Source organism: Roseateles sp. UC29_93, assembly GCF_042695725.1.
Taxonomy (GTDB): Bacteria; Pseudomonadota; Gammaproteobacteria; order Burkholderiales; family Burkholderiaceae_C; genus Roseateles; species Roseateles noduli_A.
In genome coordinates, this window is sequence record NZ_CP170545.1 from 5648936 (window position 1) to 5665516 (window position 16581).

Sequence of the window (16581 nt, forward strand, 5' to 3'; positions counted from 1 at the left end):
ACGCCAGACTACTGAATTCAGTGGTGGTCCAGGATTCGCGGCGGCGGCTGGTCCCACTCCCTGTCGACGGGCCGCGCGACCCGATGCCATCGGCCTTTGATCCAGCCTTCCGTGCTGGCGGCCAGGCAGGCGATCAGCAGCATCAGTCCACCAATCGCCAGCAGATAACCAATGACAGTAAGTTCAAATAAGGGATGCCCGGGGGGCGACGACTCGGTCCGCTCGGCCACCAGGCATCCCACGCCGGCGAGCGTCAAGCCGATCGAGATCGCATACATATTTCGCATGACACAAATCCATTCGCAAACTGTTGGCGGCAGTGTCACCGACTGCGATCAGTTTGCTAATCACTCATGAATGCATTTATCGACTTAAACATGTCAGCCTCCGGCGATTCGAATGACGAATTCATTGGTCGACCAACGAATTCGTGTCGTTCGAGGAGGTCGTTTCGAATAAGCGGGCCGGTCTGACCCATTCTCGGGCCGCCATTGCCGATATCGAGGCCCTGGGCGGGAGCACCGACTCAGTCGCTGAAAACCGCCCGACGGCGACTTGTCTGGCCGGCTTGCGCGTCAGGAAAAACAGGACGGGCGCCCGAAGGCGCCCGTCGCGAAGGGAAGTTTCGACCCCTGGATTCAGCGCAGGAAGCGGCCTCGCGGATCGATGATCGCGATGTCCGCGTAGTTCGTGCCCGTGTGGTCGGTGGGCGAATACCCCACCTCCATGCCGCCCAGATCGAAGCGGGTCATGCTGTTGAGGACCTTCTGGATGGCGGCGCGGCTGGGATCCTTGCCGGCGCGCTTGAGCGCCTCGACCAGGACCTTGGCGGAGGCAAAGCCTTCCATCATGGCCGGCGTGACCTGGCCGTTGGACTCGGCGGGATTCGCCTTCACCAGGTCGCCGAGTTCGCGGACCATCGGCACGTTGGTCGAGCGCTCGCTCGGGAAGACCTGCGACACGATGATGCCGGCGGCGTTCTGGCCCAGCAGCTGGACGAACCCGTTGGACGCGTTGTTCGACAGGGTGGCACCCAGGATGCGCGAACCGGCCGCGCGCAGCGCATTGATCGTGTCGGCGGTGATCTGCTGCGAGGCGACCATCAGCACGACCTGCGGGTCCGCGGCGATCAGTTGCTTGACGACGCCGGCGATGTCCGGCTTCTCGCGCTCATAGGTGAAGTGGGCCACCGGCTTCATCTTGCGGTCGTTGAAGCCCGCCATCGCACCGACGATGCCGTCCGCGCCGAAGGTGTCGTTCACCTGCACCAGCGCGATGCGCGTGTTGCCCATCTCCAGCAGCAGTTGGACGGCACGCTCGGCCTCGCGCTGGTAGGTCGAACGCACGTTGAAGACAAGGGGATGGACCGGCTTGTGCAGCAGCATGGCGCCGGTGGACGGCGCGATCAGCGGCACCTGGCCCTTTTCCAGCAGCGGGAGCACGGCCTGCGTGTGCGGCGTGCCGCGCGTCAGGAACAGGGCGACGGCGCCCTTGTCGATGAGTGTCTGCGCGTTGGCGGCGGCGCGCTTGGGATCGAAGCCGTCGTCCAGCGACTGCAGGTCGATCTTCTGACCGTTGACGCCGCCGGTGGCGTTGACCTTGTCGATGTAGAGCCTAGCGCCCAGCGTCAGTTCCTTGACGCTGGCCGCGACCTGGCCGGTGAAGCCGGCCGTCTGGCCGATCAGGATGTCCGCGCGGGCCGCGGCGCTGAGGCCGAAGGCCACCAGGGCGGTGGCGATGGAGGCGGCGAACCGGCTCAGGGGCCGGTTCCGTGTAGGCTTGCTCATGGTGGTCTGTCCCGCCGGCTCGCGGTGGCGGCCGGCTTGTGTCTCCAGCACGCCGACGGTCAGTTCGCCGCCGGCCCCTCGGCGCCGCGACCCCCACGTTCAGGGGGGATCAGCGCCCCGCGCGCATCTTAGCCACGATGTCCGTGACCCGCCCCAGCAAAGCCTGCGTGTCGAAGGTCAGAACGTTGCGATTCGACAGCACCTGACGGCCGCCCACCCAGACGTCCGTGACATGTTCACGCCCCGCCACATAAACGAGTTGCGCGTCGGCGTGATAGACCGGCTGGCATTCGATCGAGTCCAGCGCCACGGCCACCACGTCGGCCAGCTTGCCGGCTTCCAGCGTGCCCAGATCGTTCGCGCGGCCCATGGCCTTGGCGGCACGCACCGTGGCCATCTCCAGCGCGGTGCGCGCGGAGACCGTCAGCGGATCGCCGGTCACGCCCTTGGCGAGCAGCGCCGCGGCGCGGATCTCGCTGAACATGTCCTGGCGGTTGTTGGAGGCCGCGCCGTCGGTCCCGAGGATGGTGTTGACGCCGGCCGCCTCCAGGGCCTTCACCGGCGCCACGCCCGAGGCCAGCTTGAGGTTGGAGCTCGGGTTGTGGACCAGGTGCACGCCCTGCTTCGCGACGAGGTCGATCTCCTCGGGGCTCAGGTGGACCATGTGCACGGCAATCATCTTCGCGTTCAGCAGGCCGAGCTTGTTCAGGCGCGCCAGCGGGCGCTCGCCGTACTGCTTGATGCTGCCGTCGATCTCGTCCTGCGTCTCATGGATGTGGCAGTGCATCTGCAGGTCGTACTTCTCCGCCAGCTCGCGCAGCTGGATGAAGGTCTCGTCCGAGACCGTGTACGGCGCGTGCGGCGCGCTGGTCCAGTCCAGCAGCTTCTCGCCCTTGAACTGCTCGTAGGCGGCCAGGCCTTTCTCGATGTAGTCCTGCGCGTTGGCGGCGTAGCCGGTGGGGAAGTCGATCACGTTGATCGACACGCCGGCGCGGATGCCGCTGTCCACCGCCGCGCGGGCCATCGCGGTCGGGAAGAAGTACATGTCGTTCAGGTAGGTCACGCCGCCGCGCAGCGCCTCGGCCGCGGACAGCAGCGAACCCTGGTAGGTCCAGTCCTCGCTGACCCACTGGCGCTCCAGCGGCCAGATGTGGTTGTTGAGCCAGTCCATCAGCGCGAGGTCGTCCGCGACGCCGCGCAACAGCGACATCGCCGAATGCGTGTGGGCGTTGATCAGGCCGGGGATCAGCACGTGGTTCGGGAGCTCGACGCGCTCGGCGTCGGCGTAGCGCTTGAGCGCTTCCTCAAGCGGCAGGACGGCGGCGATGCGTTCGCCTTCGATGGCCAGCGCGTGCTGCTCGAGCACCGGGCTGTCCGGGGTCATGGTGATCAGCCAGCGGGGCAACAGCAGCTTCACGGCTTGGGTCGTCATGGGGGTCTCCTCAAATGCTCAAAAGATCTCGTCGAACAGCGCCAGCACGCGCGCCGCATCAACCTCGACGCAGACCTGCTGCGCCGGATGGCCGCTCCACGGCGTGCCGCTGCCGTGCTCGCCGCGCCAATCCTGGATGGTCTGGCCGGTGGCGATGCCTTCCAGCGCCACGCGCACCGGGCCGGCACGCAGGGTGAAGGCGTCCGGCACCAACAGGATCGCCGCCGCGCTGGCATCGTGCGCGTAGATGCCGCCGATGCCGTCGCGCGCATCGTAGAACTGCTGGTAGTGGCGCGTGGCCTGCCAGAGCAGGTCGCCCGCGCCCTCGCCGCGGCCGCGCAGCTTCGCCAGGTCGGCCTCGCGCATGATCGCTTCCTGCGTCACGTCCAGACCGACGATGGTCACCGGCCAGGCCGCGGTGAAGACCTGGTCCGCGGCTTCGGGATCGGCCAGGATGTTGGCTTCGGCCACCGGCGTCACGTTGCCGCCGTGGCCCTTCAGGCCGAAGGCGCCGCCCATCACGACGACGCGCTTGACCTTGCCGGCGATCGCCGGATCGTGCGCCAGCGCGAGCGCCAGGTTCGTGAACGGACCGACGGCCACCAGCGTGATCTCGCCGGGCCGCTCGTTGACGAGGTCGCAGATCAGCTGATGTGCGGGCCGCGGATCGAGCGGCCGCGTCGGCGCCGGCAGACGGTCGGCGACGCCGCCCAGTCCGTCATCGCCGTGCACGTGCGCGGCATCCTTGCGCCGGCGTTCGTCGCGCAGCGGGCCTTCGGCGCCGGCCGCGACGGGCACATCCTTGCGGTAGAGCGCGGTCAGCCCGCGCGCGTTGCGCGTGGTCGTGGCGACGGGGCCGTTGCCGAAGGCCGTCGTGACGGCCACCAGCTCGAAACGCGGATGGCAGGCCAGCAGCGCGAGCGCGAGCGCGTCGTCGATGCCGGGGTCGGTGTCGAAGAGGACCGGGACGCGGCCGGAAGCGGGGGATCTTGCTGTCCATGGGGTACTGCGCTCCAGGGTCAGGAGTTGCCGTCGGCGGAGTGTGCCCCGTTCGCCGTCAACGTGGCGAGCTCGGGCAATTCCGGCAGCTCGGAGCGGTGCGGCATCGCCTGCTGCACGCCGGTGCGGCTGACCGCGAGCGCCGCGGCCAACTGCCCCAGCGCGGCCGCGCGGGCCGGCACCAGGCCCTCGGCCAGACCGACCGCGAGACCGCCCACCAGCGTGTCGCCGGCACCGACCGTGTCCACCGCATCGACGCGGGAGGCGCGCAGATGCAGCCCCTCCGGATGCTCGTCGCTGAGCAGCCACGCGCCGGCGCCGCCCAGCGTCACGAGCACGTGGCGCGGTCCCAGCGTTCGCAGATGCGCGGCGGTCGCGCGCGCGATGGCGATGCCGTCGGCATCGCCGGGCAGCGCCACGGCGCGGGCCAGTTGCAGCGCCTCGGTCTCGTTGACGATCAGCCAGTCGCTCAGGCCCAGCAGCGCGGCCGGCAGGTCCTGCGCGGGCGCGGCGTTCAGCACCGTGATCACGCCGGCCTCGCGGGCGATCTCGAAGGCGCGCTGGATCGCCGGCACCGGCACCTCCAGCTGCGCCACGACGACCTTGGCCTGCCGCAGCAACGCCCCGCCCTGCTCCACGTCGGCCGCGTCGAGGTCCGCATTGCTGCCGGGCACGACGACGATCGCGTTCTCGCCACCCTCGCTCGCGACCATGATCACCGCCACGCCGGGCCACGCGGCCTCGTCGCGTCGGATCGCCTGGACATGCACCCGCTCCGCTTCCAGCGCCTTCAGCAGATCCTGGCCGTGCTGGCGCATGCCGACGCGGCCGATCAGCGCGACCTCGGCGCCGAGCCGCGACGCGGCCACCGCCTGGTTGCCGCCCTTGCCGCCGGGCGTGCCGGCGAAGGCCTCGCCGATCAGGGTCTCGCCCGGCGCGGGCAGGCGCACGGCGTGGGCCACGAGGTCCATGTTGACGCTGCCCACCACCACCACGGTGGCCGCAGCCTTTGCTGAAGTCATGAAAGCTCCGGAGACGACGGCGCCGCGGTGCTCTCGCGCAGCACGACCTGCGGCACGAGTTGCAGGTCCTTGAAGGGCGCCTGGGGATTCTCGATGCGCTCGATCAGCGCGCGACCGGCCTCCCGGCCGAGCTCGCGGATCGAGCAGCCCACGCTGGTCAGCGCGGGATAGACATAGCTGCCGAGCTCGATCGCATCGAAGCCCACGACCGACAGCTGACGCGGCACGTTCAGTCCGAGTTCGGCGGCGGCGCGCAGCGCGCCCATGCCCATCAGGTCGTTGCAGGTGAAGACGGCCGTCAGCTCGGGCTGGCGGGTCAGTAGCGCCTTGACGGCCTCGTAGCCGCCGGCGGTGCTGAAGTCGCTCTCGGCCAGCCACTCCGCGCGCGCCTCGAGGCCGCGCTGCTGCAGCGCGTTGCGCCAGCCGGCGACGCGTTCAGTCGTCACTTCGAATTCGGCGGGGCCGCTCACACAGCCGATGCGGCGATGGCCCAGTTCCAGCAGATGGCGGACGACCTCGAAGGCGCCCAGCTGGTTGTTCACGCTGACGCGGTCCGCGCGCGCGCCGGGCACCAGGCGGTCCACGGTCACCACGGGCACGCTCGCATGACGGAAGGTGCTGGCCAGCGTCTCGGCATCGCCGGCGGAGCTCAGCAGCAGGCCGTCGATGCGCTTCTCGAGCAGCGTGCGCAGGTAGGCCTGCTGGTGCTTGGGGTCGTTGTCCGAGTTGCAGAGGAAGACCGAGTAGCCCGCCTGTCGGCACCACTCCTCGGCACCGACGACCAGCTCCGCGAAGAACGGGTTGCGCACGTTGGGTACCAGCACGCCGACGATCTTGGTCTCGCTGCGCCGCAGCGAGCGGGCCACCGCGCTGGGCAGGTAACCGATCTCGTCGACCGCCGCCAGCACGCGCGCGCGGGCTTCGGCGCTCACCGGTCGCGTGTTGTTCAGCACATGCGACACCGTGGTGAAGGACACCCCCGCCAGCGCGGCCACATCCTTGATGGTGCTCATCGGTCGATCCGGTCCTCTGCTCGTGCCAAACTGGCTGGTTCAGTCAATTGCAAACGTTTGCAGAGCATACCCCAAGGGCAATGGGCGCCAGGCCGGGGCGAACCCCGTGCCTCAAATATTCAAATGCCGGTCCAGATGAAGAAAAGCCCCTGGGCCGAGGCACAGGGGCTTGGTGGGGTGAGCCGGTGTTCCGGCTCGGCGTCTGCTGATCAGCGTTGGGCGATCGGCGTGACGTCGCGCTTGGTGGCGCCGACGAAGAGCTGACGCGGACGGCCGATCTTGTACTCGGGGTCGCCGATCATCTCGTTCAGCTGGGGCGATCCAGCCGACCGTGCGGGCCAGCGCGAAGATCGCCGTGAACAGCGGCACCGGGATGCCGATGGCGCGCTGCACGATGCCGGAGTAGAAGTCGACGTTCGGGTACAGCTTGCGGGCGACGAAGTATTCGTCTTCCAGCGCGATCTTCTCCAGCTCCATCGCCAGCTTGAACAGCGGGTCGTCGTGCAGGCCCAGTTCGTTCAGGACTTCGTGGCAGGTCTCGCGCATCAGCTTGGCGCGCGGGTCGTAGTTCTTGTAGACCCGGTGACCGAAGCCCATCAGCTTGACGTTGCTGTTCTTGTCCTTGACCTGCTTGATGAACTCGCCGATCTTGGCCACGCCACCCATCTGCTGGATGTCGTTGAGCATGTTCAGGCAGGCCTCGTTGGCACCGCCGTGCGCGGGACCCCACAGGCAGGCCACGCCCGCGGCGATCGCCGCGAACGGGTTGGTGCCCGACGAGCCGCACAGGCGCACCGTCGAGGTCGAGGCGTTCTGCTCGTGGTCCGCATGCAGCGTGAAGATGCGGTCCATCGCGCGGACCAGCACGTCGTTGGGCTTGTACTCCTCGCACGGCGTGGCGAACATCATGCGCATGAAGTTGCCGGCGTACGAGAGGTCGTTCTTCGGATAGATGTACGGCTGGCCGATCGTGTACTTGTAGGCCATCGCCACGAGCGTCGGCATCTTCGCGATCAGGCGGATCGCGGCGATCTCGCGGTGCTCGGGGTTATTGATGTCGGTGCTGTCGTGATAGAAGGCCGACAGCGCGCCCACCAGGCCGGTCATGACCGCCATCGGATGCGCGTCGCGACGGAAGCCGCGCAGGAAGAACTGCATCTGCTCGTTGACCATCGTGTGGTTGGTCACGCGGTTGACGAACTCTTCCTTCTGCGACGGGCTGGGCAGCTCTCCGTACAGCAGCAGGTAGCAGGTCTCGAGGTAGTCGCAGTTGGTCGCCAGCTGCTCGATCGGGTAGCCGCGGTACAGCAGCTCGCCCTTGTCGCCGTCGATGTAGGTGATCGTGGAGTTGCACGACGCCGTCGACAGGAAGCCCGGGTCGTACGTGAACTTGCCGGTCTGCGCGTAAAGCTTGCGGATGTCGATCACATCCGGACCGATGGTGCCCTTGTACAGGGGCAGATCCATTTGCGGGCTGCCATCGGAGAACGACAGGGTGGCTTTGACGTCAGACGGGGTCATGGGCATTCCTTATGACTTCGGGGGTTCTGGTTACTGAGGAGTCCGCAGCATCGCGAGCACGGCATGAACGTCGGGCCGGTCCAGCTCGTCGGCCGGTTCCTTGCGGGCCAGCATCAGATCGAGCAGGTCGTTGTCCGACAGGTCCATCAGCTGGCGCAGGCCTTCCGCGTGGAATTCGGTCAACGCGCCTTCGTGCCGCCGGAAGAACCGCTCGATGAAAAGATCATTCTCCAACAGCCCGCGGCGGCAGCGCCACTTGAGCTTGGAGAGATCCCTCTCATCGATGAGGGTGTTGGTGTCGGCGGCGTTCATGCGTGTGCGTAGGTTCGCGCGAGCAGGCTCAGACGGTGCGGCGCACCATCAGTTCCTTGATCTTGCCGATCGCCTTCGTCGGGTTGAGACCCTTCGGGCAGACGTCGACGCAGTTCATGATGGTGTGGCAGCGGAACAGGCGGTACGGGTCCTCGAGGTTGTCGAGGCGCTCCGCGGTGGCCTGGTCGCGGCTGTCGGCGATGAAGCGGTAGGCCTGCAGCAGACCGGCGGGACCGACGAACTTGTCGGGGTTCCACCAGAAGCTGGGGCAGCTCGTCGAGCAGCTCGCGCACAGGATGCACTCGTACAGGCCGTTGAGCTCGTCGCGCTCCTCGGGGACTGCAGGCGCTCCTTCTCGGGCGGCGCTTCCTCGTTCACCAGGAACGGACGGATCGAGTTGTACTGCTTGAAGAACTGCGTCATGTCCACGATCAGGTCGCGGACCACGGGCAGGCCCGGCAGCGGCTTGAGGATGATGACGTCCGGCAGCGAACGCAGGTTGGTCAGGCAGGCCAGACCGTTCTTGCCGTTGATGTTCATCGCGTCGGAGCCGCAGACGCCTTCGCGGCACGAGCGGCGGAACGACAGCGAGGGATCCACCGCCTTGAGCTTGAGCAGGGCGTCCAGCAGCATGCGTTCGTTGCCGGCGAGCTCCAGCTCGATGGTCTGCATGTACGGCTTGGCGTCCTTGTCCGGGTCGTAGCGGTAGATCTTGAAGGTGCGCTTGATCATGTTTGAGTGCTCCTGCGGCCGGTCAGAAAGTACGGACCTTCGGGGGGACGCTATCGACGGTCAGCGGTTGCAGATTCACCGGCTTGTAGGTCAGGCTGTTGGACTTGGAGTGCCACAGCGTGTGCTTCATCCACTCCTTGTCGTTGCGGCCCAACGGGAATTCCGCATCGTCCGCGCCGCGCTCGAAGTCGTTCACCGTGTGGGCGCCGCGGCATTCCTTGCGCGCGGCGGCGGACACGATCGTCGCCTGCGCGGCCTCGATCAGGTTGTCCACTTCCAGGGCCTCGACACGCGCGGTGTTGAAGACCTTGGACTTGTCCTGCAGCGTGATGTTCTTGACCCGCTCGCGGATCGCGGCGATGGCGGTGACGCCCTCGTCGAGCAGCTTGCTGGTGCGGAACACGCCGGCATGCGACTGCATCGCGGCGCGCAGATCGTCGGCGACGCCCTGCGCGTATTCGCCGCCGGTGTTGGACTCCAGACGGTTCAGGCGCGCCAGCGTCTGGTCGGCGGCGTCCTTGGGCAGCGGCTTGTGCGACTTGCCGCCGTTCTTGACCGCGTCCACGATGTGATTGCCCGCGGCGCGACCGAAGACCAGCAGGTCCAGCAGCGAGTTGGTGCCCAGGCGGTTGGCGCCGTGCACCGACACGCAGGAGCATTCGCCCACCGCGTACAGGCCGTTGACGATGTCCTTGTAGTTGTCGCCCTTGGGGGCGACGACCTGGCCGTGGACGTTGGTCGGGATGCCGCCCATCTGGTAATGGATGGTCGGCACGACGGGGATCGGTTCCTTCGTGATGTCGACGTTGGCGAAGTTGTGGCCGATCTCCAGCACCGACGGCAGGCGCTTGGCGATGGTGTCGCCGCCCAGGTGGGTCATGTCCAGCACGACGTAGTCCTTGTTGGGACCGCAGCCGCGACCTTCCTTGATCTCCTGGTCCATGCAGCGCGAGACGAAGTCGCGCGGCGCCAGGTCCTTCAGCGTCGGGGCGTAGCGCTCCATGAAGCGCTCGCCGTTGGCGTTGCGCAGGATCGCGCCCTCGCCGCGGCAGCCTTCGGTCAGCAGCACGCCCGCGCCGGCCACGCCGGTCGGGTGGAACTGCCAGAACTCCATGTCCTGCAGCGGGATGTCGGCACGCGCCGCCATGCCCAGGCCGTCGCCGGTGTTGATGAAGGCGTTGGTCGACGCGGCGAAGATGCGGCCGGCACCGCCGGTGGCCAGCAGCACGGTCTTCGCTTCGAGGATGTGGATCTCGCCCGTCTCCATCTCCAGCGCGGTCACGCCGACGCAGTCGCCATCGGCGTCGCGGATCAGGTCCAGCGCCATCCACTCGACGAAGAAGTTGGTGCGGGCCTTGACGTTCTGCTGGTACAGCGTGTGCAGCAGCGCGTGGCCGGTGCGGTCGGCCGCGGCGCAGGCGCGCTGGACCGGCTTCTCGCCGTAGTTGGCGGTGTGGCCGCCGAACGGGCGCTGATAGATCGTGCCGTCCGGGTTGCGGTCGAACGGCATGCCGAAGTGTTCGAGCTCGTAGACGACCTTGGGCGCTTCACGGCACATGAACTCGATGGCGTCCTGGTCACCCAGCCAGTCCGAGCCCTTCACGGTGTCGTAGAAGTGGTAATGCCAGTTGTCCTCGGACATGTTCCCCAGGCTGGCGCCGATGCCGCCCTGGGCGGCCACGGTGTGCGAGCGGGTGGGAAAAACCTTGGACAGGACGGCCACGTTCAGGCCGGCCAGCGACAGTTGCAGCGACGCGCGCATGCCGGAGCCGCCGGCACCGACGATCACCACATCGAATTTGCGCTTGGGCAGCGAGGTTCCGATTTGCATTTCTTACAGCCTCCAGAGCACTTGGATCGCCCAACCCGCGCAACCCGTCAACCACACCAGCGTGAACGTGTGCAGGAACAGCCGCACGCCCACCGGTTTCACGTAATCCATCCAGATGTCGCGCACGCCGACCCAGGCGTGATACGCCAGGGACACGATCAGCGCGAAGGTCAGGAACTTCATCCATTGCTTGCTGAAGATGCCGGCCCACAGGTCGTAGCCGATGGTCTGGCTGGTGAACAGCACTTGCGCCAGCAGCACGATCGTGAACAGCGCCATGAGCAGCGCGGTGGCGCGCTGGATCATCCAGTCGCGCAGACCGTAGTGCGCACCGGTGACGATGCGCTTGGTTCCGTAGGTGGTCATTGTTGATTTGCCTCTTGGGTCAATCGTCGGAATTCAGTCCGACCGCACGGCCCGCGCCGCCCGGTCGCGGCCTGATCAGTACAGGCCGAACAGCTTCGCGCCGAGCGCCAGCGTCAGCACGACGCTCAGCACCAGCGTCGCGACGGCGCTGACGTGCCCTTGCTGCTTGCTCACGCTGTGCGTCGCGTCCATCCACAGGTGGCGGACGCCGGCGATGAAGTGGTGCAGGTAGCCCCAGATCAGGCCCAGCGTCACGAGCTTGATGAACCAGCCCGGCAGGAAGCCGATGCCGGACACGAAGGCCGCGGTGAAGGTCTCGTACGAGATCTCCGACGTGAGGCTGGTGTCGAACATCCAGATCACGAACGGGAGCAGGAAGAACATCAGCAGGCCGCTGATGCGATGCAGGATCGAGACGATGCCGGCCGGCGGCAAGCGGTACGCCACGATCTGCGTGACATGGATGTTGGTGTAGACCGGTCGATTCTTCTTGGTGGCTTGGGTGGCGTCCGTCATGTCCGACCTTGTAATCAATGTGAAACCCGAAGATTTTATGGCAACGCAACACCCCTCAAGGGTGTCCTGGGCGCATGTCGTCTTCCGGCGTTGCCATGAAAACGTCAGCGCCGCAACGCGAAAGCATCAGTTCAGGCTGTTGCGATAAAAGTGGTGGGAAGTGTTGTAGAGACCGCGGCGCAACTCCACCGGCTTGTCGCCGTAGGTGAAGGAGAGCCGCTCCACGCTCAGCAGCGGACTGCCGGGCGTCACCTGCAGCAGCGCGGCGGCATCGTCCTCCGCCGCGACCGCACGGATCTTTTCCTGCGCCCGGATCATGGGCACGTTGAATTCGGTTTCGAGCAGGCTGTAGAACGGGCCGCGATGCTCGAGCAGCCGCTCGGTCGTCAACCCCTTGAACAGCGTGCCGGGCAACCAGATGTCGTCGAGCACGACCGGATGGCCGCCGCTGTGCAGCAGGCGGCGGATCTCGATCACGGGATCGCCGGCGCGCAGCTGCATCAGCTTGGCGATGAAGGCCGGTGCGCGCTGGCGTTTGCAGTCCAGCAGCTGGCGGCCGAGCGACGAGGCCTCGTCGGCGTCGGGCGTCAGGCGCAGGAAGCGGTATTGCTGCTGCTGTTCCGCATGGGTGGCGACGAAGGTGCCCTTGCCCTGCTTGCGGACCAGCAGGTTGTCGGCGGCCAGTTCGTCGACGGCCTTGCGCACGGTGCCCTGGCTCACCCCGAAGCGGGCCGCCAGGTCCATCTCGCTGGGGATGGTCTCCCCCGCCTTCCATTCGCCGGCCTGCAGCCCCTTCAGGATCAACCCCTTGATCTGGCGATACAGCGGACTGAACGACGGCGCGGCTTCCGCGCGCGCCAGCTCATTGAGCGGCGTCACGGGGTGGACCGGTGCGGCGGGGGGCGACATGGGGCGCGATTCGAGCACAAACCCGAATGCAGCGTCCACCCTCCGGAGGGAGTCCGACCGGATTAGTCTTATATAAGACAGAAGAGTGTCAGTTCCGCGCAATGGTCGTGCGCTACTTTTGGGGGCAACTCCCCAGACCGGTGGGCGAAGAAGACCCTTTCGCGATCCGTGCCGGGGCCGCGCTGTCCTACACTTGCCGCCGCTGGCGCGGACTGCGCCTCACGCATCATTCACTCGCACTTCTCGGAGACCCTGATGAGCAAGAAACCCGTTCGCGTCGCCGTCACCGGCGCCGCCGGCCAGATCGGCTATGCCCTGCTGTTCCGCATCGCTTCCGGCGAGATGCTGGGCAAGGACCAGCCCGTCATCCTGCAACTGCTGGAGATCCCCGACGAGAAGGCCCAGAACGCGCTCAAGGGCGTGATCATGGAGCTGGAAGACTGCGCCTTCCCGCTGCTGGCCGGCATCGAGGCCCACAGCGACCCGATGACCGCCTTCAAGGACACCGACTACGCGCTGCTGGTCGGCTCGCGTCCGCGCGGCCCGGGCATGGAACGCTCGGAACTGCTGTCGATCAACGGCGCCATCTTCACCGCGCAGGGCAAGGCCCTGAACGCCGTGGCCTCGCGCAACGTCAAGGTGCTGGTGGTCGGCAACCCGGCCAACACCAACGCCTACATCGCGATGAAGTCGGCCCCGGACCTGCCGGCCAAGAACTTCACCGCCATGCTGCGCCTGGACCACAACCGCGCCGCCTCGCAGATCGCCGCCAAGACCGGCAAGCCGGTCGCCGGCATCGAGAAGCTGGCCGTGTGGGGCAACCACTCGCCGACGATGTACGCGGACTACCGCTTCGCCACGATCGACGGCCAGTCGGTCAAGGCCCTGATCAACGATGAAGAGTGGAACCGCACGACCTTCCTGCCGACCGTCGGCAAGCGCGGCGCCGCGATCATCGCCGCCCGCGGCCTGTCGTCGGCCGCCTCGGCCGCCAACGCCGCCATCGACCACATGCGCGACTGGGCCCTGGGCACCAACGGCAAGTGGGTCACGATGGGCGTGCCGTCCAACGGCGAATACGGCATCCCGAAGGACGTCATGTTCGGCTACCCGGTGACGGTCGAGAACGGCGAGTACAAGATCGTCGAAGGCCTGGAGATCGACGAGTTCTCGCAAGGCGCGATCAAGAAGACGCTGGACGAACTGCTGGAAGAACAAAACGGCGTGAAGCACCTTCTGTAAACCACCCCTACCGCCTTCGGCGTCCCCTCAAGGGGCGGCTCCGAGGCCTGGCAAAGCCAGATCCTCGTGCCCTGCTTGATAGGGACCAGGCTTCGCCGGTCCGTCGCTGAAGGCAGTATCGTTGGGCCGACCTTCGCAAGAAGGCCGGCCCTTCTTCTTTCCAGACCTCCTCATCGCCCCTCCTCATCGCATGAGCACCCTCCTCACCCCTGCCCAGGCCCTGTTCGAAGAAGGCCAGGCGCCCGTCGTGCTGCCGGTCGTCGATCACTACTGCGGCGTCGAGGCGCGCATGCTCAAGAGCCTCGAACTGCAGGTGCGCATGGGGCCGGTCTTCGACATCACGCTCGATTGCGAGGACGGCGCGCCCGTCGGCGGCGAGGCCGAGCACATGCTGCTGGTGCTGCACCTGCTGAACGGCTCGCTGAACGCCCATGGACGCGTCGGCGTGCGGGTGCATCCGTTCAGGCATCCGGCCTTCGAGGCCGATGTCGAGGCGGTGATCGCCGGCGGCGGCGAGAAGCTCGCCTTCCTGATGATCCCGAAGCCTGAAGGCATCGAGGATCTGAGCCGCGCGATCGCCTTCATCGACGACTGCCTGAAGCGCCACGCGATCAGGAAGCCGCTGCCGCTGCACACGCTGATCGAGACGCACGGCGCGCTGCGCGACGTGATGGCGATCGCCGCGCATCCGCGCATCGAATCGCTCTCGTTCGGCCTGATGGATTTCGTGTCCGCGCATCGCGGCGCTATCCCGCGCTCGGCGCTGACGGTCGAGGGCCAGTTCACGCACCCGCTGGTGCAACGCGCGAAGCTGGCGATCTCCGCCGCCGCGCACAGCTACGGCAAGACGCCGTCGCACTGCGTCGTCACCGAGTTCAAGAGCGAACGCGCGATCCAGTCCGCCGCCGAGCGCGCCCGCGCGCGAGTTCGGCTACACGCGGATGTGGAGCATCCATCCGAACCAGATCCAGCCGATCATCGACGCCTTCGCGCCCAGCGTCGCGGAGATCGACGAAGCCATCGACATCCTGCAGGCCGCGCAAGCCGCGCAATGGGCGCCGATCCAACACCGCGACATGCTCCATGACCGCGCCAGTTACCGTCTGTTCTGGCATCTGCTGCAGCGCGCGCACGGCACCGGGCAGAGCCTGCCGACAGAGGTCGAGCAAGCGTGGTTTGCGCCGCATCCATCGCCCCTGTGACGGCACGAACACCCCGTGAAGACCCTAGCAACGATCAACGGTTTGACACATTAAATCCCCGCTTCAGGGGACGCGCGCGCAGTCACAATCGCGCATCGCCGAGCTCCGGCGTTTCGTTTTTCCGGCCGTTGCTTCGGCTGGTGATCCAAGGTCCCTCAGGTCCAACTTTCACGTCCTCCCCATGCGACTGACCGCCCTCCTCCTTTCCGGCGCCGCTGCCGCCGCGCTGACGCTGACCACCGGCATCGCCGCCGCCCAGCCCGCCGCCAACACCGGCACCGCCAAGCCCGCGGCGCCGGCCAAGCCCGCGGCCGCCAAGCCCGCACCGGCGAAGACCGCCGCCAAGAAGCCGGCCGCCAAGACGCCCACCCCGCCGCCTCCGCTGCCGGAAGCGAACGAGGAACAGCTGGCCGCCGCCAAGCGCGCCTACCTGGGCCTGTACGAGTGCGAGTTCAAGCAGTCGATCACCATCGAGCCGAACGCCAAGGACGTGGGCTACATCAACGTGGCCTTCAAGAAGGACACCTTCGTGATGAAGCCCGTGCTGTCGACCACCGGCGCCCTGCGCCTGGAAGACGTCACCGGCCGCACGCTGATGGTCCAGATCGCCAACAAGTCGATGCTGCTGGACGTGAAGGCCGGTCAGCGCCTGGTCGACGAGTGCGTCCACCCGGAACAACGCGCCGCGATCGAAGCCGCGCGTTCCGCTTCGGCTCCCGCCGGTGGCGGCCTGGGCATCACACCGAGCGCGCAGTAAAGCCTTCGCGCCCGCTGGACGAAGCCGCCTCTCGAGGCGGCTTTTTCTTGTCCACCGCCCCTATCCATACTTCGGGAGTCGGGCTTCCGGTGCTGACGCTGGCTTTCATGGGCTGAAAGTACGTACAATTCATGCATACTTTCTGATTCATACCGTTCGTGCGACGCCGCACTGAACGGTCATGAATTCGCCAGAGCCGTCGTCTAATCTCCCAGCATCGCCAGGAGCCCGCATGGAAGCCACCGTCGCCGAACGAGGTCAGATCACCCTGCCCAAGGCCGTGCGCGACGCGCTGGGCCTGACCAAGGGCACGACGCTCAAGGTCGAGCTCGACGGCGCGCGCATCATCCTGCGCAAGAACGTCGACGACGCCATCTCCCGCGCCCGTGGCCGCTTCAAGCTGCCCGAAGGCACCGCCACCGACGACGTGATGCGCGACCTGCGCGGCCGCGCGCCGGACGAATCGACGGACGCCTGATCCGATGATTGCTGTCGACAGCTCCGTCCTCATCGACCTCCTGGGCGACGCGCCCGGCGCGGACGCGGCCGAGGCCGCCCTGCGCCTGGCGCTGTCCAGCGGCCCGGTGGTGCTGTGCGACGTCGTGCTGTCCGAGGTGACCGCCGGCCTGGGCCATGGTTCCGAGGTGATGGACGCGCTGGAGGAGATGGGCCTGAGCTTCCTGGCCATCGACCAGCGCGCCGCGATCCGCGCCGGCGAGATGCAACGCAAGTTCAAGCAACGGCTGGCCGACAAGGGGGCGAACGCCTCGTCGTCGCGCGCCATGCCCGACTTCCTGGTGGGCGCGCACGCGATGCTGCAGTGCGACGGCCTGATCACCCGCGACCAGGGATTCTTCCGAGACTATTTCAAGGGCCTCAAGGTCATCGTGCCCAGCGCGCCATGACCGGTCAGACCCGCCTTTTGACCCAAGCAGAGACA

Annotated in this window: 15 protein-coding genes and 3 pseudogenes; 5 read left to right on the forward strand and 13 right to left on the reverse strand. The window is 67.0% G+C overall.

All coding sequences use genetic code 11. From position 1 onward, the window contains the following. Positions 1–17: 17 nt before the first annotated feature. From ACFJIX_RS26240 to ACFJIX_RS26300, 13 genes and pseudogenes are all read right to left on the reverse strand, one after another. Positions 18–287 carry a hypothetical protein gene (locus ACFJIX_RS26240; protein ID WP_377155542.1) on the reverse strand — a complete coding sequence of 90 codons (270 nt, stop codon included), beginning with the start codon at positions 285–287 and terminating at the stop codon, positions 18–20. Positions 288–638: 351 nt separating this feature from the next. After that, the gene (locus tag ACFJIX_RS26245) at positions 639–1787 is read right to left on the reverse strand and encodes an ABC transporter substrate-binding protein (RefSeq protein WP_377155543.1); all 1149 of its coding nucleotides are present in this window, start codon (positions 1785–1787) and stop codon (positions 639–641) included. A 109-nt stretch (positions 1788–1896) separates the two neighbouring features. After that, entirely contained in the window at positions 1897–3219 is a 1323-nt protein-coding gene (locus ACFJIX_RS26250; protein ID WP_377155544.1) for a TRZ/ATZ family hydrolase, read from the reverse strand. Positions 3220–3237: 18 nt separating this feature from the next. Further along, positions 3238–4242: a nucleoside hydrolase gene (locus ACFJIX_RS26255; protein WP_377161983.1), complete on the reverse strand. Its 1005-nt coding sequence runs from the start codon at positions 4240–4242 to the stop codon at positions 3238–3240. Beyond that, positions 4239–5240, reverse strand: a complete 1002-nt coding sequence (locus ACFJIX_RS26260) for a ribokinase (protein ID WP_377155546.1) — start codon at positions 5238–5240, stop codon at positions 4239–4241. The genes ACFJIX_RS26255 and ACFJIX_RS26260 overlap by 4 nt, the downstream gene beginning before the upstream one ends. Then, complete coding sequence (locus ACFJIX_RS26265; protein WP_377155547.1) at positions 5237–6253, reverse strand: LacI family DNA-binding transcriptional regulator; 1017 nt, start codon at positions 6251–6253, stop codon at positions 5237–5239. Before ACFJIX_RS26265 ends, ACFJIX_RS26260 begins: the two co-directional genes overlap by 4 nt. 209 nt (positions 6254–6462) lie before the next feature. Beyond that, positions 6463–7774: pseudogene (gene gltA, locus ACFJIX_RS26270) on the reverse strand (citrate synthase). A gap of 30 nt (positions 7775–7804) precedes the next feature. Next, positions 7805–8086 carry a succinate dehydrogenase assembly factor 2 gene (locus ACFJIX_RS26275; protein WP_377155548.1) on the reverse strand — a complete coding sequence of 94 codons (282 nt, stop codon included), beginning with the start codon at positions 8084–8086 and terminating at the stop codon, positions 7805–7807. A 28-nt stretch (positions 8087–8114) separates the two neighbouring features. Beyond that, positions 8115–8818, reverse strand: a pseudogene (locus ACFJIX_RS26280) (succinate dehydrogenase iron-sulfur subunit). Positions 8819–8840: 22 nt separating this feature from the next. Beyond that, the gene (sdhA, locus tag ACFJIX_RS26285) at positions 8841–10649 is read right to left on the reverse strand and encodes a succinate dehydrogenase flavoprotein subunit (protein ID WP_377155550.1); all 1809 of its coding nucleotides are present in this window, start codon (positions 10647–10649) and stop codon (positions 8841–8843) included. A gap of 3 nt (positions 10650–10652) precedes the next feature. Then, complete coding sequence (gene sdhD / locus ACFJIX_RS26290) at positions 10653–11015, reverse strand: succinate dehydrogenase, hydrophobic membrane anchor protein (RefSeq protein WP_377155551.1); 363 nt, start codon at positions 11013–11015, stop codon at positions 10653–10655. Positions 11016–11090: 75 nt separating this feature from the next. Then, positions 11091–11531: a succinate dehydrogenase, cytochrome b556 subunit gene (gene sdhC / locus ACFJIX_RS26295; protein ID WP_377155553.1), complete on the reverse strand. Its 441-nt coding sequence runs from the start codon at positions 11529–11531 to the stop codon at positions 11091–11093. Positions 11532–11657: 126 nt separating this feature from the next. After that, entirely contained in the window at positions 11658–12440 is a 783-nt protein-coding gene (locus tag ACFJIX_RS26300; RefSeq protein WP_377155555.1) for a GntR family transcriptional regulator, read from the reverse strand. 255 nt (positions 12441–12695) lie between these two features. Here ACFJIX_RS26300 and ACFJIX_RS26305 point away from each other — a divergent pair, with 255 nt between their 5' ends. From ACFJIX_RS26305 to ACFJIX_RS26325, 5 genes and pseudogenes are all read left to right on the forward strand, one after another. Continuing rightward, positions 12696–13682: a malate dehydrogenase gene (locus tag ACFJIX_RS26305; protein WP_297531473.1), complete on the forward strand. Its 987-nt coding sequence runs from the start codon at positions 12696–12698 to the stop codon at positions 13680–13682. Positions 13683–13872: 190 nt separating this feature from the next. Next, positions 13873–14884 (forward strand): annotated as a pseudogene (locus tag ACFJIX_RS26310) (HpcH/HpaI aldolase/citrate lyase family protein). Positions 14885–15065: 181 nt separating this feature from the next. Further along, positions 15066–15641, forward strand: a complete 576-nt coding sequence (locus ACFJIX_RS26315) for a hypothetical protein (RefSeq protein ID WP_377155557.1) — start codon at positions 15066–15068, stop codon at positions 15639–15641. A gap of 232 nt (positions 15642–15873) precedes the next feature. After that, the gene (locus ACFJIX_RS26320; protein WP_377155558.1) at positions 15874–16119 is read left to right on the forward strand and encodes an AbrB/MazE/SpoVT family DNA-binding domain-containing protein; all 246 of its coding nucleotides are present in this window, start codon (positions 15874–15876) and stop codon (positions 16117–16119) included. Positions 16120–16123: 4 nt separating this feature from the next. Further along, positions 16124–16546 carry a type II toxin-antitoxin system VapC family toxin gene (locus tag ACFJIX_RS26325; protein ID WP_377155560.1) on the forward strand — a complete coding sequence of 141 codons (423 nt, stop codon included), beginning with the start codon at positions 16124–16126 and terminating at the stop codon, positions 16544–16546. Positions 16547–16581: the final 35 nt, after the last annotated feature.

What these genes read in the sequence shown, in the direction of transcription:
- ACFJIX_RS26305 (WP_297531473.1), top strand. Translation starts at nt 12,696, where the DNA reads ATGAGCAAGAAACCCGTTCGCGTCGCCGTCACCGGCGCCGCCGGCCAG.
- ACFJIX_RS26320 (WP_377155558.1), top strand. Translation starts at nt 15,874, where the DNA reads ATGGAAGCCACCGTCGCCGAACGAGGTCAGATCACCCTGCCCAAGGCC.
- ACFJIX_RS26275 (WP_377155548.1), bottom strand. Translation starts at nt 8,086, where the DNA reads ATGAACGCCGCCGACACCAACACCCTCATCGATGAGAGGGATCTCTCC.
- sdhC (WP_377155553.1), bottom strand. Translation starts at nt 11,531, where the DNA reads ATGACGGACGCCACCCAAGCCACCAAGAAGAATCGACCGGTCTACACC.
- ACFJIX_RS26250 (WP_377155544.1), bottom strand. Translation starts at nt 3,219, where the DNA reads ATGACGACCCAAGCCGTGAAGCTGCTGTTGCCCCGCTGGCTGATCACC.
- ACFJIX_RS26240 (WP_377155542.1), bottom strand. Translation starts at nt 287, where the DNA reads ATGCGAAATATGTATGCGATCTCGATCGGCTTGACGCTCGCCGGCGTG.
- ACFJIX_RS26300 (WP_377155555.1), bottom strand. Translation starts at nt 12,440, where the DNA reads ATGTCGCCCCCCGCCGCACCGGTCCACCCCGTGACGCCGCTCAATGAG.
- sdhA (WP_377155550.1), bottom strand. Translation starts at nt 10,649, where the DNA reads ATGCAAATCGGAACCTCGCTGCCCAAGCGCAAATTCGATGTGGTGATC.
- ACFJIX_RS26245 (WP_377155543.1), bottom strand. Translation starts at nt 1,787, where the DNA reads ATGAGCAAGCCTACACGGAACCGGCCCCTGAGCCGGTTCGCCGCCTCC.
- sdhD (WP_377155551.1), bottom strand. Translation starts at nt 11,015, where the DNA reads ATGACCACCTACGGAACCAAGCGCATCGTCACCGGTGCGCACTACGGT.
- ACFJIX_RS26315 (WP_377155557.1), top strand. Translation starts at nt 15,066, where the DNA reads ATGCGACTGACCGCCCTCCTCCTTTCCGGCGCCGCTGCCGCCGCGCTG.
- ACFJIX_RS26325 (WP_377155560.1), top strand. Translation starts at nt 16,124, where the DNA reads ATGATTGCTGTCGACAGCTCCGTCCTCATCGACCTCCTGGGCGACGCG.
- ACFJIX_RS26265 (WP_377155547.1), bottom strand. Translation starts at nt 6,253, where the DNA reads ATGAGCACCATCAAGGATGTGGCCGCGCTGGCGGGGGTGTCCTTCACC.
- ACFJIX_RS26260 (WP_377155546.1), bottom strand. Translation starts at nt 5,240, where the DNA reads ATGACTTCAGCAAAGGCTGCGGCCACCGTGGTGGTGGTGGGCAGCGTC.